Below are 14,408 nucleotides of genomic sequence, written 5' to 3' on the forward strand. Positions count from 1 at the left end.
ACGTTAAGCGGATCCATAACAAGAACAAATATGGAAACACTCGATGTCCGCCAATGCAAGCGCTCCGATCGTCAAGAACGAAGACAGTCCACGTGGCTTCGCCTTTGCACTGACGGCGTATCTTCTGTGGGGTTTCCTTCCGATCTACATGAAGGCCGTCGCTCATATTTCGCCGGCGGAGGTCATCGCTCATCGCATCCTCTGGTCCTTGCCCTTGGCGGGTCTAGTGCTCATCGTCCTCGGCCGAACGCAAGATATCCGCACTGCCTTGCGGTCGCCGCAGATGCTGGCCATGGCGGCGCTCACTGCTGCGCTGATCACCGTCAATTGGGGCACCTATGTCTGGGCGATCGGCAGTGGCCACGCGATCGATGCGGCGCTCGGCTACTTCATCAACCCGCTGTTCAGCATCTTCCTTGGCGCGGTCGTGCTGAAGGAGCGGCTGCGCCCGGCGCAAATCGCAGCTATTGCGTTGGCTGGCCTTGCGGTCGTCGTACTGGCGCTTGATAGCGGCGGCATTCCCTGGATAGCGCTGACGCTGACGATTTCCTGGGGTCTCTATGCTCTGTTTCGCAAGACGTTGCCGCTCGGCCCGAACCAGGGTTTCTTCCTCGAGGTTTTGATCCTCAGCGTCCCGGCGCTGTTCTACGTTCTCTATCTGGAGCTCGGCAGCGGTGAAGGACACTTCTATCGCACCGGCTGGGCCGATACCGCCCTGCTGCTCGGATGCGGCATCGTCACCGCCGTACCGCTGATGATCTATGCCAATGGCGCCAAGCTGTTGCGGCTTTCGACCATCGGCATCATGCAGTACATCGCGCCGACGATGATCTTCCTCATCGCGATCTTCATGTTCCACGAACCGCTCGGCATCGCGCGCATGATCGCCTTCCCACTGATCTGGGCGGGCTTGTTCCTCTACAGCTGGGCGATGCTCAAGGGGAGCCGGGAGCGCTAGCAGGATCCCGGGTCGTCCAGATTTCAGCCCATCGGGCCTAAAGTCATCCTGATCTAGGGACGGCGTTACATCTTCGAGATCACCGCATCCTCGCCCTCGCGGTCCAGCGATGCGATTTCGGCCGCCTGTGCCATGATGCCGGGGATGATTTCGGATATGTCGTCTATAACGAGCGGCTGGACGCGATGGGCCGTGTGGACGAAACCTTCGTCTGTCATGTGGCGCATGAGCTCCATCATCGGATCCCAGAAGCCGCCGATATTGGCAAACACCATCGGCTTCTCGTGACGGCCGAGCTGCGCCCAGGTCATGATCTCGACGATTTCCTCCAGCGTGCCGATCCCGCCCGGCAGCGCGACGAAGGCATCGGAGCGCTCGAACATGGCATGTTTGCGCGTATGCATATCAGGCGTTACAATCAACTCATTGAGCTGGCCGAGGGAATGGCGCGTAGCCTCCATGTCGATCAGGAACTCGGGGATGATGCCGGTTACCTGACCACCGTTCGAAAGCACGCCGCTCGCCACAGCCCCCATTATGCCCTTGGTGCCTCCACCATAGACGAGGCGCAGGCCATACTCGGCGATTTCCTTACCCAGCGCACGGCCGGCTGCCATATGGCGGGGATCGCTGCCCGGTCGCGAGCCGCAGTAAACACAGATGGAGCGAATGGAATGAGATTGATCTGTCATACGGGCAAACAACTATTCTCTCTGGCTCCAGTCAAGAAAAATGACGGAAAACCTGCGTCTCACATTTGCCCGGCTACTTTGACTGCTTGTGCAAAGCAGCGGGAATCGCTAGCAATTTTAGGAAGTCCGGCAAGATTGCCGCCTGGGGAGACGTGATGATGAGAAACCGTGCCGGCTTGCTGGCCCTTGCAGTGCTTGTAGTCGCAATTCTTTTGATGGTCTTTTTCGTCATGCCCCGCATCGGCGGAGACGCCGCCAAAGTTGGTGACGCAATAAACCAGGCCGGCTCCGAAGTGAAGAAGACGGTTACCGAATCTGCCAAGACTTCACGCCCGTCAGCCCCCGACGATGCCGAAACGACCCGGAAAGTCGGTCGCCTTGCTTCGGAGGCAGGCCAGTCCATTTCGGAACTTAAGGCGCTCTTTGCAGACGGCAATGACCCGACCCAAGAAGTTTTCGAAGCGGCCAAGTCGAAGGCGACGACCTCTTTGCAGACCCTCGCCGATCTTGCAATCCCGGAAGGCACGAACCCGGTGACGGCGGCGGCCGCCACCAAGATCAAGGATGGCGCAGCCAAGGCACTGACCATCATCAAGGCGCTGCCGGAAAACACCGCCGACGCGGCAGCCGCGATCGCGAAAGCCGAAGCAGCGCTGACCGCCTCGCCTGAGCTAACAGCACCCGCCAACCAGCCGCCGTCCGCGGCGTCCCCTGCCGAAAACGCCAACAACCTCCCGACCTTCGACGTGCTGCGCGTAGAACCGGATGGCTCGACGGTTATCGCCGGCTCGGCCGAACCGAACAGCAAGCTTGAAATCATGGACGGGGACAAAGTCGTGACCACGACGGACGTCGGTCCGACCGGCGATTTTGTCGCGGTGCTCGACAATCCGCTTTCCGCCGGCGATCACCAGCTCGTCCTGCGAGCCACCGGCAAGGATGGCAAGGCGTCGACATCGGAAGAGGTCGCAACCGTATCCGTCCCCAAGGATGGCAAGAGCTCCGAGTTGCTGGCGATGGTTTCCAAGCCCGGCACCGCAAGCAGAATCATCACGGCACCCAAGCCGGATGCTGAGGTTGCCTCCACTGCGTCGTCGGGCCAGCCTGCAACTAACGCCAGCCAAGCGCCGGGCTCGACGGATATGGCGAGCGCGCCTGCAGCTGCTGGTGCGCAGCCTGGCCCCGCAACGACTGCCGACGTTATGGTCAGCGCTGTCGAAATTGAAGGCGACAAGATCTTTGTTGCAGGCACGGCGAAGCCCTTGGCGAACGTCGTCGCCTATGCCGATGACAAGCTGATCGGCAAGGCGAAAGCTGGTCCCGACGGTCATTTCGTTGTCGACGGCGTGATGCCGCTCGCAATTGGCGATCACAAGATTCGCGTCGACGTTCTCGATGACGCCGACAAGGTCGCCGTTCGTGCCTTTGTGAACTTCAACCGCCCGGAAGGAAATCAGGTAACGGTTGCCGCGCAGGGCGCGACCCCTCAGGCCGGAGGCCCCACAGCGATGGTGCCGCTTGACGAGAGTGCGCTCGGAAAGCTGAAGAATGATGCCGCCAAGGCCTTCTCTCTTCTTAGCGGGCTCTTTGCCGACGGCAAGGTGCCAGGAGCAGAACAGCTCGCCGCAGCCCGCTCCGCCAACGAGTTTGCCCTCCGCGCCATCGTGGACTTTCGCACCGCAGCCGATGCCGCAGCCGACGTCAAGCAGCAGGCCTCGACGGCAGCAGAAACCGCTGCGGGTGCCCTGAAGACGCTGCAGGCGTTGCCCACGGATGCGAAGTCCGTCGGCGATGCGCTCGGCAAGCTCGGCGGCGATATAGCCCAGCTGACGGGTTCTGCCACTGCGCCGGCCGCGAATGCACCCGCAACCAACGAAATCGCAGGAGCTCAAGGCGGGCCAACGACAATCGAGCAGGCACCGCTCGCTCCGAGCAACGAGACGGTCATCATCCGCCGCGGCGATACACTCTGGCAGATATCGCGGCGCATCTACGGCGCGGGCGTGCGCTATACGACGATCTATGTCGCCAACGAGGACAAGATCACAAACCCGGACCGCATCTTGCCGGGCCAGATTTTCGGCCTTCCCAAGGATGCCCTGCCGAACGCGGAAGAGCTTCATCGCAAGCGGCTTTCGGGCGAGCACCTCTAAGGCGATCATGCCCTAATCGAGCGGCTGGACGGAGATCATGTCCGGCCGCTCTTTTCCTGCGGCGTCCATTTGTTGTATTGCTCCCGCCAACCCCTATATGGCGGTGACGACGATCATGTCCGGCGAGGCCTTTTTGGCATTTCCGCCGCTCCCAAATTTGTCGGCAACGCAGCGCCCTTTCGGCGGGAGATTCGCATGGCAAATGACAAAACAGTCTCTGATTCCAACCTCCTGCAGACACTGTTCAATCTCTGGCCCTACATGTGGCCGACGGGTCGGACGGATCTCAAGATGCGAGTGGTCTGGGCGTCGGTCTATCTCCTTGTTTCCAAGTTCGTGCTGCTGCTCGTCCCCTATTTCTTCAAGTGGTCGACGGATGCGCTGAACGGCAAGATGGACCTGGCCGGCAAGGTGCCGGACCTGCTTGTCGGCGCGACGGCATTGGTCATCGCCTACAACCTCACTCGCCTGCTCCAACTCGGTCTGAACCAGTTGCGCGACGCGCTATTCGCCAGCGTCGGGCAGCACGCGGTTCGGCAATTGGCCTACAAGACCTTCGTGCACATGCATGAATTGTCATTGCGCTTTCACCTCGAGAGAAAGACGGGCGGGCTTTCGCGTGTTATCGAGCGCGGCACAAAGGGAATCGAAACCATCGTGCGGTTTACGATTCTCAACTCTGTCCCGACGCTGATTGAGTTCCTGCTGACGGCCATCGTCTTCTGGTGGGGCTATGGGTTTTCCTACCTCGCGGTCACCGCATTCACAGTCTGGGCCTATATCTGGTTCACGATCCGCGCCAGCGACTGGCGCATCGCCATCCGTCGCACGATGAACGACAGCGATACTGACGCCAATACAAAGGCGATCGATTCTCTCCTCAACTTCGAGACGGTGAAGTATTTCGGCAACGAGGAGATGGAGGCCCGGCGCTTCGACAGGTCGATGGAACGCTACGAAAAAGCGGCCACCGATGTCTGGACCTCGCTCGGCTGGCTCAACTTCGGCCAGGGGGTGATTTTCGGACTTGGCACGACGGTGATGCTCATCCTGTCGGCGCTCGCGGTCCAGCGCGGCGAGCAGACCGTCGGCGACTTCGTCTTCGTCAACGCCATGCTGCTGCAGCTTTCCGTCCCGTTGAACTTCATCGGCTTCGTCTACCGCGAAATCCGCCAGGGCTTGACGGATATCGAGCAGATGTTCGATCTCCTCGAAGTCAAGGCTGAAGTGATGGATGCGCCCGATGCCGCCCCTCTGGACATCAATCAAGGCGCCATCTCCTTCAAGGACGTGCATTTTTCCTACGACCCTGCCCGTCCGATCCTCAAAGGCATTTCCTTCGAGGTGCCGGCCGGTAAGACCGTTGCCGTCGTTGGGCCATCGGGCGCCGGAAAATCGACATTGTCGCGTCTGCTCTACCGTTTCTACGATATCCAGAGCGGTTCGGTTTCGGTTGACGGCCAGGACATCAGGACGGTGACCCAAAAAAGCTTGCGATCGGCAATCGGCATGGTTCCGCAAGACACTGTCCTGTTCAACGATACGGTTGCCTACAACATCCGCTACGGGCGTCCATCGGCGACTGATGCAGACGTAAAGGCTGCGGCCGAGATCGCCCAGATCGCGCACTTCATCGATCTGCTGCCGGAGGGCTTTGATACCAAGGTCGGCGAGCGGGGCCTGAAGCTCTCGGGCGGCGAGAAGCAGCGCGTCGCGATCGCGCGCACGATCCTGAAGGCGCCACCGATTCTGATCCTTGACGAAGCCACGTCCGCTCTCGACACGACCACCGAGCGGGACATCCAGACCGCACTCGATGTCGTATCCAAGAACCGCACGACGCTCGTCATTGCCCACCGCCTGTCCACGGTCATCAGTGCGGACGAAATCATCGTTCTGAAAAGCGGCGAGATCGCTGAACGCGGCACGCACGCCGCGCTTTTGCAAAAGAACGGCCTCTATGCCTCGATGTGGAACCGCCAGCGCGAAGCCACGCAGGCCGAAGAGCATCTGAAGCAGGTCCGCGAGAGCGACGACATGGGCGTCGTGAACAGGCTTGCGCCCGCGAGCTAGCCTGGGTGGACGGCAATCTGGCCGCTTTACTGTTCAGAAGCCTGTCACAGATGTGGGTCATGGAGCCGTAGCATTGCCCCGGCGGCGGTTTCCCTGTAACCAGCGGTGAGAAAAGAATGCTAAAGCACGGCGCGATCTTTGAGATTCGCTTGTCGCGCTTTAGTTCTTTGTTTTCACGCATGTCTTTGGCCCGAAGCCGGCTCCCGCCTTTGGGAGACATGCTTTAGGAGAGCGGTATAAATGAGCTTGTTCAATACGGTACGCAACACGATCGTTCCGGTACACAAGGAAGGTTATCCCTTCATCGCCGCCTTCTTCGTCGCATCGCTGATCCTGGGCTGGATCTTCAAACCGCTGTTCTGGATCGGGCTGCTCCTGACACTGTGGTGCGCTTATTTCTTCCGTGACCCCGAGAGAATGACGCCTCAGGACGACGATCTCGTCATCTCCCCGGCCGATGGCAGGGTGTCGTCCGTCCAGTTGGTCGTGCCGCCTGCCGAACTGAACCTCGGCAGCGAGCCGATGCTGCGCATCTCGGTGTTCATGAACGTCTTCAACTGCCACGTGAACCGCTCCCCGGCGCGCGGGCGGATCGTCAGTGTCAACTACCGGTCGGGCAGCTTCGTGAATGCCGAGCTCGACAAGGCAAGCGAGGACAACGAGCGCAACGGCCTCGTGATCGAAACCAAGCATGGCCAGATCGGCGTTGTTCAAATCGCCGGACTTGTTGCACGGCGTATCCTGTGCTGGGCAAACCCGAACGAACCTCTGGATGCAGGTGAGCGTTTCGGCCTGATTCGCTTCGGCTCGCGCCTGGACGTATTTCTGCCGGCAGGCGCAGCACCCCGCGTGACACTCGGCCAGACGGCAATCGCCGGAGAAACGGTGCTGGCCGAATTTGGCTCAGCCAAGGGTCCGATCGTCAGCCGCCGAAGCTAACAGTACTGGAGAGCGACATGGAAACGCCCTTCCCGCCCTTCGAACCCAATGGCCCTCCCGATGATTCGGGCCGCGGACCGCGGCTTCGCGAAATCCCGCTTCGCCTCATCATCCCCAACCTCATCACGATATTGGCGATCTGCGCCGGCCTCACGGGTATCCGCCTTGCGTTCGAGAACCGGTACGAGCTGGCGGTCGGCATGGTTCTTCTCGCTGCATTCCTCGACGGGATCGATGGCCGCGTTGCGCGCCTGATGAAGGCGACGTCGAAGTTCGGCGCGCAAATGGATTCACTGGCGGACATCGTGAATTTTGGCGTGGCGCCCGCACTGGTCGTCTATGTCTTTGCGCTGGATCAGGCCCGCTCGATCGGCTGGATCGCCGCCCTGATCTATTCCATTGCGGCGGGTCTTCGCCTGGCTCGCTTCAACGTCATGGCCGAGCGCGAAAACAAGGCAACATGGCAGTCCGAATATTTCGTCGGCGTGCCTGCGCCAGCCGGCGCGATGCTGGTTCTGCTGCCCGTCTATCTCGGCTTCCTCGGCCTGACGACGGATCGTACCTTCGCCTATGTCTCCTCCGCCTACACGGTTCTGATCGCGTGCCTGCTCATCAGCCGTCTGCCCGTATGGTCCGGCAAGTCCGAGGGCAGCAGGCTGCGGCGTGATCTGGTGCTTCCTGTCATGCTCGGCGTCGTTCTCTACGTTGCGCTGCTATCGAGTTTTACCTGGGAAGTCATGGTCGTGACCGCGGTTCTTTACCTCCTCACGCTGCCCTTCGGCGCCCGCAAATGGAAGCGCAAATACGGTACACTGACGATCGAGGAACCCGGCGTCGGCGAAGACGATATCGGCCGTCACATCTGATATTTTCCGACTTTCCTTGCGGAAGAATGCCTGACTCAAGCCTCGCGAATTATGCATTGGATACATAATTGCTGATACGCGGCGCCTCTATTTTGTCGCTATTACAGGCAAAAGAGCAATAAAAATAAGAGTCTAGGGACAGCACGTAAGGAGAGTATTGTGACCCCGAAGAAGACAAGCGTCGAACAGCCGGCAAAGTCCGACCTCAGCGCTAACTACCGCCCGCTCGGCCTTAAGGCCGTCCTTGCGGCCGCCCTGATGCTCAAGAGCAAGCCGCCCTTCGTCAAGAAGACTGCCTAGGGCCGGCGCCGCGGGCTGCTACCCTCAGCCCGCTCTACTTATGCGGACTGATTGAAAATCCGACGCGTACCATCATCGCGCGCGACCTGACTGCGCCGATTTGTTAGGACGCGTTTGCATCAGCAAGCTCGGAGCCGCGATGACCGACTAAGGCCAAACAGGCTGGGCGCTCATTGGAACCTTACCGGCCTGGCTCATGTCGAAAATGGTGCGCAGCAATTATGAAGAGGCGCTGGCCTGGGCGCACAAGTCCATGGCGGCCAACGCCTACTACGGTCCATGCTTCTGGATGCTGATTGCAGCCAATGCTCGGCTCGGGCGCATAGAGGACGCCGGCGGTACTTACAGGCCTGCTTGCGTTCTCGCCCGGTGTCACCGTCGCCCGTATCCGCGCCGGCCAAGCCGCCAAGAACGCTGACCGCATCGAGCCGATCCTCGAGGGGTTGTTGCTCGCCGGAATGCCGGAGTCCTAAGCAGGGCTGCAGAAGCGAACGAGCAGGCTGATCGCCAGCAACGCCATGACAATGCCGATTATGACATCGAGAACCCGCCAGGCAGCAGGTTTTGCGAAGACCGGCTGCAGCAGGCGTGCGCCGTAGCCCAATCCGAAGAACCAGACGAACGATGCAGTCGCCGCGCCGAGGCCGTAGGCCAAGCGGTCCGCGCCGCTATAGGCCGCGGACAGGCTGCCGAGCAGAACGACCGTATCCAGGTAGACATGCGGATTCAGAAAGGTGAAGGCCAGGCATGTCGCGACGGCCGCCTTCAGGCCCAGAGCCTGCGGAGAACCCGCCTGCATCGCGGCCGGATGAAATGCACGGCGGAATGCCATAACCGCATATGTGCCGAGGAAGATCGCGCCCCCTATCGTCACGAGCGAGATGAGCGTCGGCGAGCGGGAGACGAGGGTTCCAAGCCCGGCAACGCCGGCGGCAATCAGCACGGCATCTGATAAGGCGCAGATCAGGCACAGGATGAAGACGTGCGAGCGCAGCAGTCCTTGACGCAGAATGAATGCGTTCTGTGCGCCGATTGCGATGATGAGCGAGGCACCAAGGAAGAAGCCCGCAAGCGCGGCCGAGATGGAGATCATGTAATTTTCCGGAAAATGATGCGGTGGGAATGTCGGATTAGAAGAAGCTCAGCTGGCCATCGTCCGGCTTTTTCTTTTCAGGCAGCGACGGCGGCTTCTCGACCATCACTCTGTCCTGCAGATCGGCCCCCATATTGGTCACTTTGTTGACCTTGTCGGAAACGGGGATTGCCTCGAAAAAATCCTCCTCGACCGGTTTCATCAGGTCGGCTACGTCGCGCGGTTCCTGCGTCTTGCAATCCAACCAGCGCGAAAAGTCCTCCGGTTTGATGACGACGGGCATGCGGTCATGGATCGAAGCGATGGCAGCATTTGCCGCAGTCGTCAGGATCGCGCCGGTGTCGACTTCCGAACCATCGGCAGAGGACCAAGTTTCCATCAGGCCCGCGAATGCGACGACGCCGCCGCGCCGTGGCTTGATCCAATAGGCCTGGGACTTTTCGCCGCTCTCCTTACTCGGGCGATGCCATTCATAAAATCCGGAAGCGGGCACGAGCACGCGCCGATGGCGTATGGCCGCGCGAAACGACGCCTTGCCGATCGCTGTCTCGGCGCGGGCATTGATCAAGAGCGGAAACTGCCTGGGGTCTTTTACCCAGCCCGGTGTAAATCCCCAGCGCAAGAGGACCGCGCGCCGCTCCGGAAGGTTGCTGCCCTTCTCCCGCGTTTCATCAGAAACGACCACGAGAATGGGCTGGGTCGGGGCAATGTTGAAGCGCGTGGGAAAGTCCTCGAGATCGATGATTCCGAGGATTTCCTTTAATTCTTCGGGGGATATCGTCAGCGCATAACGTCCACACATAGGGATGTCTTTGCACTCCGACCCGTTGCGGTCAAGGCTAGTCTAACTCAGCCACGCGGCGCGAACAGGATCACTGCCGTGCCGCAGAGGCAGACGAGCGCACCGCCGATGTCCCAGCGGTCGGGCACCCGGCTTTCCACGATCCACAGCCACATCAGGGAAGCCACGATATAGATACCGCCATAGGCGGCGAAGGTGCGGCCGGCGGCCTCGCTTGGCACAAACGTCAGGAGCCATGCAAAAAGCGCCAGGGACACCATGCCCGGTGCCAACCACCAGACGGGCTTTGCCATTCTCAGCCATGCCCAGAAAGCAAAGCAACCGGCAATCTCGAAAACAGCTGCAGCGGCATAGATGATATAAGTCACGATAGCTCCTTCGAATCGCCAAACTCAATATCCGGCGGAACGACGGCGGCGCCAAGCACAGCCAACACAAGATCAATGCGGCATCCCCATGAGTTCCATTCCGAAGGCGGCGTCCTCCGCTATCCTCCAGCGTGGAGACAGGTTCCTCCTCGTGCTCCGGCGCAATCCGCCGTCGGCCGATATGTATGCCTTCCCGGGAGGCCGGGCCGAACCCGGCGAAACGCCTGAGGAGACAGCCTTGCGCGAGTTCGAGGAGGAGACAGGCATAAAGGCCGAGAGCCCTAACCTTCTCGCGACATACGATCTGAAGACACACGCCGCCGACGGGGCTGTCGTCAGCCACTTCTTTCTCTCCGTGTTTCGCGTCGAGGCTGACGGCACGGCTGTCGCCATCGCAGCCGACGACGCCGCCGATATCGGCTGGTTCACTGTCGAGGAGATCCGCCGGCTACCCACCCCTCAAAGCGTGCTTGAATGTGCCGAACGCTTGGCGTCCGGCAGCGAATAAGCGGTGGAAACTCCTGCATGCGCCTTGTTACCGTCACTGTCAGAGTATCAACTATGGTCATGATTGCCGTTCGACGCGTGTTCCTGTCTCTTGCATTGTGCGCAAGCGCCGTCCTACCCGCCCGCGTATGGGCACAGGGCCCAGCGCCGACACCGTTGCCGGAGGAGAATGCGCCAAAAACGGTCACCGTGCCCTACGACGACAAGCTCTCACGGCTTGCTGAAGTGCTGGGCTCAGTGCACTACCTGAGGACTCTGTGTAAAGCGGAAAACGGCGGCGAATGGCGAGGGCGCATGCAGCAATTGCTTGATTCAGAAGCCAAAGACGAGCCGCAACGCAAGGAACAGCTAACCGCGGCCTTCAATCGCGGCTACCGTGCCTTCGCGTCGGTTTATACGGATTGCACGCAGGCAGCCATCGTGGCAGAAGAGCGATACCGTGCCGAAGGTGCAACACTTGCCACAGAAATTACGTCGCGGTTCGGAAATTAACGGTTAATTAACCTCTTTTCACACCCGGCCGTGTCGTTTTGGGAAAAGGCTGATAAGGTTGTTAACTAGGCAGTAAGGCATGCAGTTTGAGGAAATGACAATGGAACCAAGCCTCAATGACATCGACGACATGATCGTTCATGAGAAGACTCAGGCGGCCTTGGAGTACCATAACGAAGCCTGGGCCGACGGCATGGCAGACGGAATCGAACCCGAGATCATCGCCGATACAGCAATCATCCACGCGCTGCGCGAAACCATTCGCCTACATGGCGAAAACAGTGCAGAAGCGCTGCTGGATTCCTTGCGCGAGCGCATGCTTGCCGGCGAGTTTTCTCCAAGCCGCACCTTGCAATAACAATCACAGAGAGTTTCATGCATACCGCTAGGGACAATGCTTCGCGGCCCGCGATGGTGCCGCTTTTGCTTGCAATCGGCCTTAGCGCCAGCAGCTTGACCGGGACCTCGGCCCTGGCACTGTCCGAGCTGCAGAAGACCCCGGGCCAAGCCGAGCAGAGCGCTCCGGGCCAAAGCGGCGACAAGCCCGCAGCATCGCCAACCGCGCCCGGCGTTCCGATGCCCGACCCGTTGGTCAACTCGCAGGCCGGTCAGGGCAACGACAAGACACCCGGCGCCCAGGACAGCACGAAGCCTGTCGAAATCATCTACGATATCAGCAAAGTCCCTGAGCCCGTTCGCAAGATGCGCGAGCAGATCGTCGAAGCTGCCGCTTCGGGCGATCTCGAGCGGCTGCGGCCTCTGCTCGGCACCGGCTCCAGCCAGACCCAGGTGACTGTCGGCGAGCCGACCGACGATCCAATCAGCGCGCTCAAGGACCTTTCGGGCGATGCCGAGGGCGATGAGATCCTGGCAATTATGCTCGACATTATTTCCACTGGGTTCGTTCATGTTGGCCAAGGCACAGCTGACGAGATGTATGTCTGGCCTTATTTCGCCGAGAAGGACCTGAAGGCGCTGACGCCTCCCGAGCGGGTGGAATTGCTGCGCATCGTTACGGCAGGCGACCTGTCCGACATGCAGGAATTCGGCGGCTATAATTTTTATCGGCTGGGCATCACCCCCGATGGCAAGTGGAAGTACTTCACCGCCGGCGACTGAGGCTTGCGATCCCTTCACTGAAGACATACTTCTGAGCGAGAACGAACGCGACAGGTGCCGCCATGCCAGCCGTATTTCTGAAGAACCGCTCGCTCATCCGGGTCAGCGGCTCGGAGGCACAATCCTTTCTGCACAATCTGATCACGACGGACCTCGCGGCGCTTTCGGCGGACGAAGCACGACCAGGTGCGCTCTTGACCCCTCAGGGCAAAATCCTCTTCGATTTCATGATCTGGCGGGACGGCGACGGGTTCGTTATCGAGACGGACAACGATCAGCGGGACGCGCTGCTCAAGCGGCTGACGGTGTATAAGCTCAGGGCTGCCGTCGAGCTGTCGCCGGCCGGCGAAGGCGTGACGGTTTCCTGGGAAACTGCAAGCAAGGGGCTGGCAGACAGTCGCTTCGCCAAGGCAGGTATTTCGGTCATCCGGCAACCGGGGCAGCAAGGTACCGATGATCTCGAGGCTTACGATGCGTTGCGCATTGCGAACGGCATCGCCGCGTCCGGACAGGATTATGCCCTGCAGGACGCCTTCCCGCACGATGTCCTGATGGATTTCAATGGCAGCCTCTCCTTCAAGAAAGGCTGCTATGTCGGCCAGGAGGTCGTTTCGCGCATGCAGCATCGTGGAACGGCGCGCCGCCGCGTCGTCACGGTGAAGGCCGAGGTGGCACTACCGCCATCGGGGACGGAGATAACCGCCGCCGGCAAGCCGGTCGGCACGCTCGGTTCGGTCATCGGAAAAGACGGCCTTGCGATCGTTCGCATCGATCGTGCCGGTGAAGCCATGGCGGCACACACGCCGCTGCTGGCGGGCGACACATCCGTTACCCTGGAATTGCCTGCCTGGACGGGACTGACATTCCCGTCAACTGCGGACGAGGCGAGCGCGTGACTACAAAGGCGCCGCGCGCGTGGCAACGCATGCTCTCGGGCCGCCGGCTCGATCTGCTCGACCCCTCTCCGCTTGACGTCGAGATGAGCGATATCGCGCATGGGCTCGCGCGCGTTGCCCGCTGGAACGGACAGACTTCTGGGGATCACGCCTTCTCAGTCGCGCAGCACTGCCTTGTCGTGGAGGATATCTTCCGCCGTCTCAACGATGCGACAGCCGACCAATGCCTGATGGCGCTGCTCCACGATGCGCCGGAGTATGTCATCGGCGACATGATTTCACCCTTCAAGTCGGTCGTAGGCGGCGGATACAAGGCCGTCGAAAAGCGGCTGGAAGCGGCCGTCCACCTTCGCTTTGGGCTGCCGCCTCACCCGACGCGCGAGCTTAAGGAGAGGATCAAGAAGGCCGATACCATCGCCGCCTATTTCGAGGCAACGCAGCTTGCCGGCTTTACCTCGGCGGAGGCGCAGAAATTCTTTGGTCAGCCACGCGGGATCACCAAAGACATGCTGCTGATGACGCCCTTGCCGGCTGTCGAGGCGCAGCGCCTCTTTTGCGAACGTTTCGACGCAATCGAGACCATACGGAGCAGCAAAGCATGACGATGATCGTTGTCGCGCCTCTTGCCCGGATCGCCGAGATGGCAGTCAGGCATGGCGCGCGTGAGATGATCAGCTTGATGGCAAAAGAGCACGCCTTTCACCGTCCCGGGGTGATCCAGGCGCACCGGCATCTTCTCCTCAATATGAATGACATCGCCTTCAAGGGAACCGGCAATCTCATGGCGCCTGATGAAACCCATGTCCGGGAGATCATCGATTTCGTACGTGATTGGGACCAACGCGCACCTCTTCTGATCCATTGCTGGATGGGCGTGTCTCGCTCACCCGCAGCCGCCTTGATTGCCGCTCTCTCATTGTCGCCTGAGCAGGACGACGGTGCGCTGGTTCGCCGGCTGCGCACCGCGTCAGCCTATGCGACCCCCAATACCCGGCTCGTTCAAATCGGTGACGACATGCTCGGTCGCGGTGGGCGATTGGTGGATTCGGTTCGCGCCATTGGCAGGGGTGCAGATGCGGACGGAAACGCGCCGTTTACGTTGAACTTGGAAGAGCCGACTGCCGGAACGTTTTGAGTCGATACCGGTTAA

Annotated in this window: 17 protein-coding genes; 13 read left to right on the forward strand and 4 right to left on the reverse strand. The window is 60.4% G+C overall.

Features of this window, described 5'->3' with window-relative positions:
• Positions 1 to 43: 43 nt before the first annotated feature.
• Positions 44 to 958 (forward strand): EamA family transporter RarD, encoded by a 915-nt coding sequence (rarD, locus tag FHT71_RS23815; protein ID WP_132591765.1) that lies wholly within the window; start codon positions 44 to 46, stop codon positions 956 to 958.
• Positions 959 to 1,023: 65 nt separating this feature from the next.
• On the opposite strand, the gene FHT71_RS23820 is transcribed toward rarD, so the two are convergent.
• On the reverse strand, positions 1,024 to 1,650 hold the full coding sequence (locus FHT71_RS23820) for a TIGR00730 family Rossman fold protein (RefSeq protein WP_132591763.1): 627 nt from the start codon (positions 1,648 to 1,650) through the stop codon (positions 1,024 to 1,026).
• A 155-nt stretch (positions 1,651 to 1,805) separates the two neighbouring features.
• Between FHT71_RS23820 and FHT71_RS23825 the strand changes: the two genes are divergently transcribed.
• From FHT71_RS23825 to FHT71_RS23845, 5 genes are all read left to right on the forward strand, one after another.
• A complete protein-coding gene (locus FHT71_RS23825) occupies positions 1,806 to 3,803 on the forward strand; it encodes an Ig-like domain-containing protein (RefSeq protein WP_183722295.1) in 1,998 nt (665 codons plus the stop codon).
• 195 nt (positions 3,804 to 3,998) lie between these two features.
• Complete coding sequence (locus tag FHT71_RS23830; RefSeq protein WP_132591759.1) at positions 3,999 to 5,876, forward strand: ABC transporter ATP-binding protein/permease; 1,878 nt, start codon at positions 3,999 to 4,001, stop codon at positions 5,874 to 5,876.
• A gap of 240 nt (positions 5,877 to 6,116) precedes the next feature.
• Positions 6,117 to 6,815, forward strand: coding sequence for a phosphatidylserine decarboxylase (locus FHT71_RS23835; protein WP_132591757.1), 699 nt, complete (start codon positions 6,117 to 6,119; stop codon positions 6,813 to 6,815).
• Between the two features lie 17 nt (positions 6,816 to 6,832).
• Positions 6,833 to 7,681 (forward strand): CDP-diacylglycerol--serine O-phosphatidyltransferase, encoded by an 849-nt coding sequence (pssA, locus tag FHT71_RS23840; RefSeq protein ID WP_183722299.1) that lies wholly within the window; start codon positions 6,833 to 6,835, stop codon positions 7,679 to 7,681.
• A gap of 159 nt (positions 7,682 to 7,840) precedes the next feature.
• Positions 7,841 to 7,981, forward strand: a complete 141-nt coding sequence (locus FHT71_RS23845; protein WP_007792383.1) for a hypothetical protein — start codon at positions 7,841 to 7,843, stop codon at positions 7,979 to 7,981.
• A gap of 469 nt (positions 7,982 to 8,450) precedes the next feature.
• Here FHT71_RS23845 and FHT71_RS23850 read toward each other — a convergent pair whose 3' ends face one another.
• From FHT71_RS23850 to FHT71_RS23860, 3 genes are read right to left on the reverse strand one after another with little or no spacing between them, the layout of a single operon-like run.
• A complete protein-coding gene (locus FHT71_RS23850) occupies positions 8,451 to 9,074 on the reverse strand; it encodes a LysE/ArgO family amino acid transporter (protein ID WP_183722302.1) in 624 nt (207 codons plus the stop codon).
• A gap of 37 nt (positions 9,075 to 9,111) precedes the next feature.
• Positions 9,112 to 9,876 (reverse strand): SOS response-associated peptidase, encoded by a 765-nt coding sequence (locus tag FHT71_RS23855; RefSeq protein WP_183722305.1) that lies wholly within the window; start codon positions 9,874 to 9,876, stop codon positions 9,112 to 9,114.
• Between the two features lie 47 nt (positions 9,877 to 9,923).
• Positions 9,924 to 10,244, reverse strand: a complete 321-nt coding sequence (locus FHT71_RS23860) for a YnfA family protein (RefSeq protein ID WP_007792393.1) — start codon at positions 10,242 to 10,244, stop codon at positions 9,924 to 9,926.
• An 88-nt stretch (positions 10,245 to 10,332) separates the two neighbouring features.
• Between FHT71_RS23860 and FHT71_RS23865 the strand changes: the two genes are divergently transcribed.
• The 7 genes from FHT71_RS23865 (at position 10,333) to FHT71_RS23895 (ending at position 14,393) form a co-directional block, all read left to right on the forward strand.
• On the forward strand, positions 10,333 to 10,752 hold the full coding sequence (locus FHT71_RS23865) for an NUDIX domain-containing protein (RefSeq protein ID WP_132591751.1): 420 nt from the start codon (positions 10,333 to 10,335) through the stop codon (positions 10,750 to 10,752).
• A gap of 17 nt (positions 10,753 to 10,769) precedes the next feature.
• Positions 10,770 to 11,243 (forward strand): TIGR02301 family protein, encoded by a 474-nt coding sequence (locus FHT71_RS23870; protein WP_132591749.1) that lies wholly within the window; start codon positions 10,770 to 10,772, stop codon positions 11,241 to 11,243.
• Between the two features lie 100 nt (positions 11,244 to 11,343).
• Positions 11,344 to 11,601, forward strand: a complete 258-nt coding sequence (locus tag FHT71_RS23875; RefSeq protein WP_037082203.1) for a hypothetical protein — start codon at positions 11,344 to 11,346, stop codon at positions 11,599 to 11,601.
• A 17-nt stretch (positions 11,602 to 11,618) separates the two neighbouring features.
• A complete protein-coding gene (locus FHT71_RS23880) occupies positions 11,619 to 12,362 on the forward strand; it encodes a hypothetical protein (RefSeq protein WP_132591747.1) in 744 nt (247 codons plus the stop codon).
• A 62-nt stretch (positions 12,363 to 12,424) separates the two neighbouring features.
• Entirely contained in the window at positions 12,425 to 13,258 is an 834-nt protein-coding gene (locus FHT71_RS23885) for a folate-binding protein YgfZ (RefSeq protein WP_183722308.1), read from the forward strand.
• Complete coding sequence (locus FHT71_RS23890; protein ID WP_007790472.1) at positions 13,255 to 13,860, forward strand: HD family hydrolase; 606 nt, start codon at positions 13,255 to 13,257, stop codon at positions 13,858 to 13,860. The genes FHT71_RS23885 and FHT71_RS23890 overlap by 4 nt, the downstream gene beginning before the upstream one ends.
• A complete protein-coding gene (locus tag FHT71_RS23895) occupies positions 13,857 to 14,393 on the forward strand; it encodes a tyrosine phosphatase family protein (RefSeq protein ID WP_183722310.1) in 537 nt (178 codons plus the stop codon). The genes FHT71_RS23890 and FHT71_RS23895 overlap by 4 nt, the downstream gene beginning before the upstream one ends.
• The last annotated feature ends 15 nt before the right edge of the window (positions 14,394 to 14,408 follow it).

It is taken from the genome of Rhizobium sp. BK060 (assembly GCF_014193145.1).
Taxonomy (GTDB): domain Bacteria; phylum Pseudomonadota; class Alphaproteobacteria; order Rhizobiales; family Rhizobiaceae; genus Rhizobium.

What these genes read in the sequence shown, in the direction of transcription:
- rarD (WP_132591765.1), top strand. Translation starts at nt 44, where the DNA reads ATGTCCGCCAATGCAAGCGCTCCGATCGTCAAGAACGAAGACAGTCCA.
- FHT71_RS23820 (WP_132591763.1), bottom strand. Translation starts at nt 1,650, where the DNA reads ATGACAGATCAATCTCATTCCATTCGCTCCATCTGTGTTTACTGCGGC.
- FHT71_RS23825 (WP_183722295.1), top strand. Translation starts at nt 1,806, where the DNA reads ATGATGAGAAACCGTGCCGGCTTGCTGGCCCTTGCAGTGCTTGTAGTC.
- FHT71_RS23830 (WP_132591759.1), top strand. Translation starts at nt 3,999, where the DNA reads ATGGCAAATGACAAAACAGTCTCTGATTCCAACCTCCTGCAGACACTG.
- FHT71_RS23835 (WP_132591757.1), top strand. Translation starts at nt 6,117, where the DNA reads ATGAGCTTGTTCAATACGGTACGCAACACGATCGTTCCGGTACACAAG.
- pssA (WP_183722299.1), top strand. Translation starts at nt 6,833, where the DNA reads ATGGAAACGCCCTTCCCGCCCTTCGAACCCAATGGCCCTCCCGATGAT.
- FHT71_RS23850 (WP_183722302.1), bottom strand. Translation starts at nt 9,074, where the DNA reads ATGATCTCCATCTCGGCCGCGCTTGCGGGCTTCTTCCTTGGTGCCTCG.
- FHT71_RS23855 (WP_183722305.1), bottom strand. Translation starts at nt 9,876, where the DNA reads ATGTGTGGACGTTATGCGCTGACGATATCCCCCGAAGAATTAAAGGAA.
- FHT71_RS23865 (WP_132591751.1), top strand. Translation starts at nt 10,333, where the DNA reads ATGAGTTCCATTCCGAAGGCGGCGTCCTCCGCTATCCTCCAGCGTGGA.
- FHT71_RS23870 (WP_132591749.1), top strand. Translation starts at nt 10,770, where the DNA reads ATGCGCCTTGTTACCGTCACTGTCAGAGTATCAACTATGGTCATGATT.
- FHT71_RS23875 (WP_037082203.1), top strand. Translation starts at nt 11,344, where the DNA reads ATGGAACCAAGCCTCAATGACATCGACGACATGATCGTTCATGAGAAG.
- FHT71_RS23880 (WP_132591747.1), top strand. Translation starts at nt 11,619, where the DNA reads ATGCATACCGCTAGGGACAATGCTTCGCGGCCCGCGATGGTGCCGCTT.
- FHT71_RS23885 (WP_183722308.1), top strand. Translation starts at nt 12,425, where the DNA reads ATGCCAGCCGTATTTCTGAAGAACCGCTCGCTCATCCGGGTCAGCGGC.
- FHT71_RS23895 (WP_183722310.1), top strand. Translation starts at nt 13,857, where the DNA reads ATGACGATGATCGTTGTCGCGCCTCTTGCCCGGATCGCCGAGATGGCA.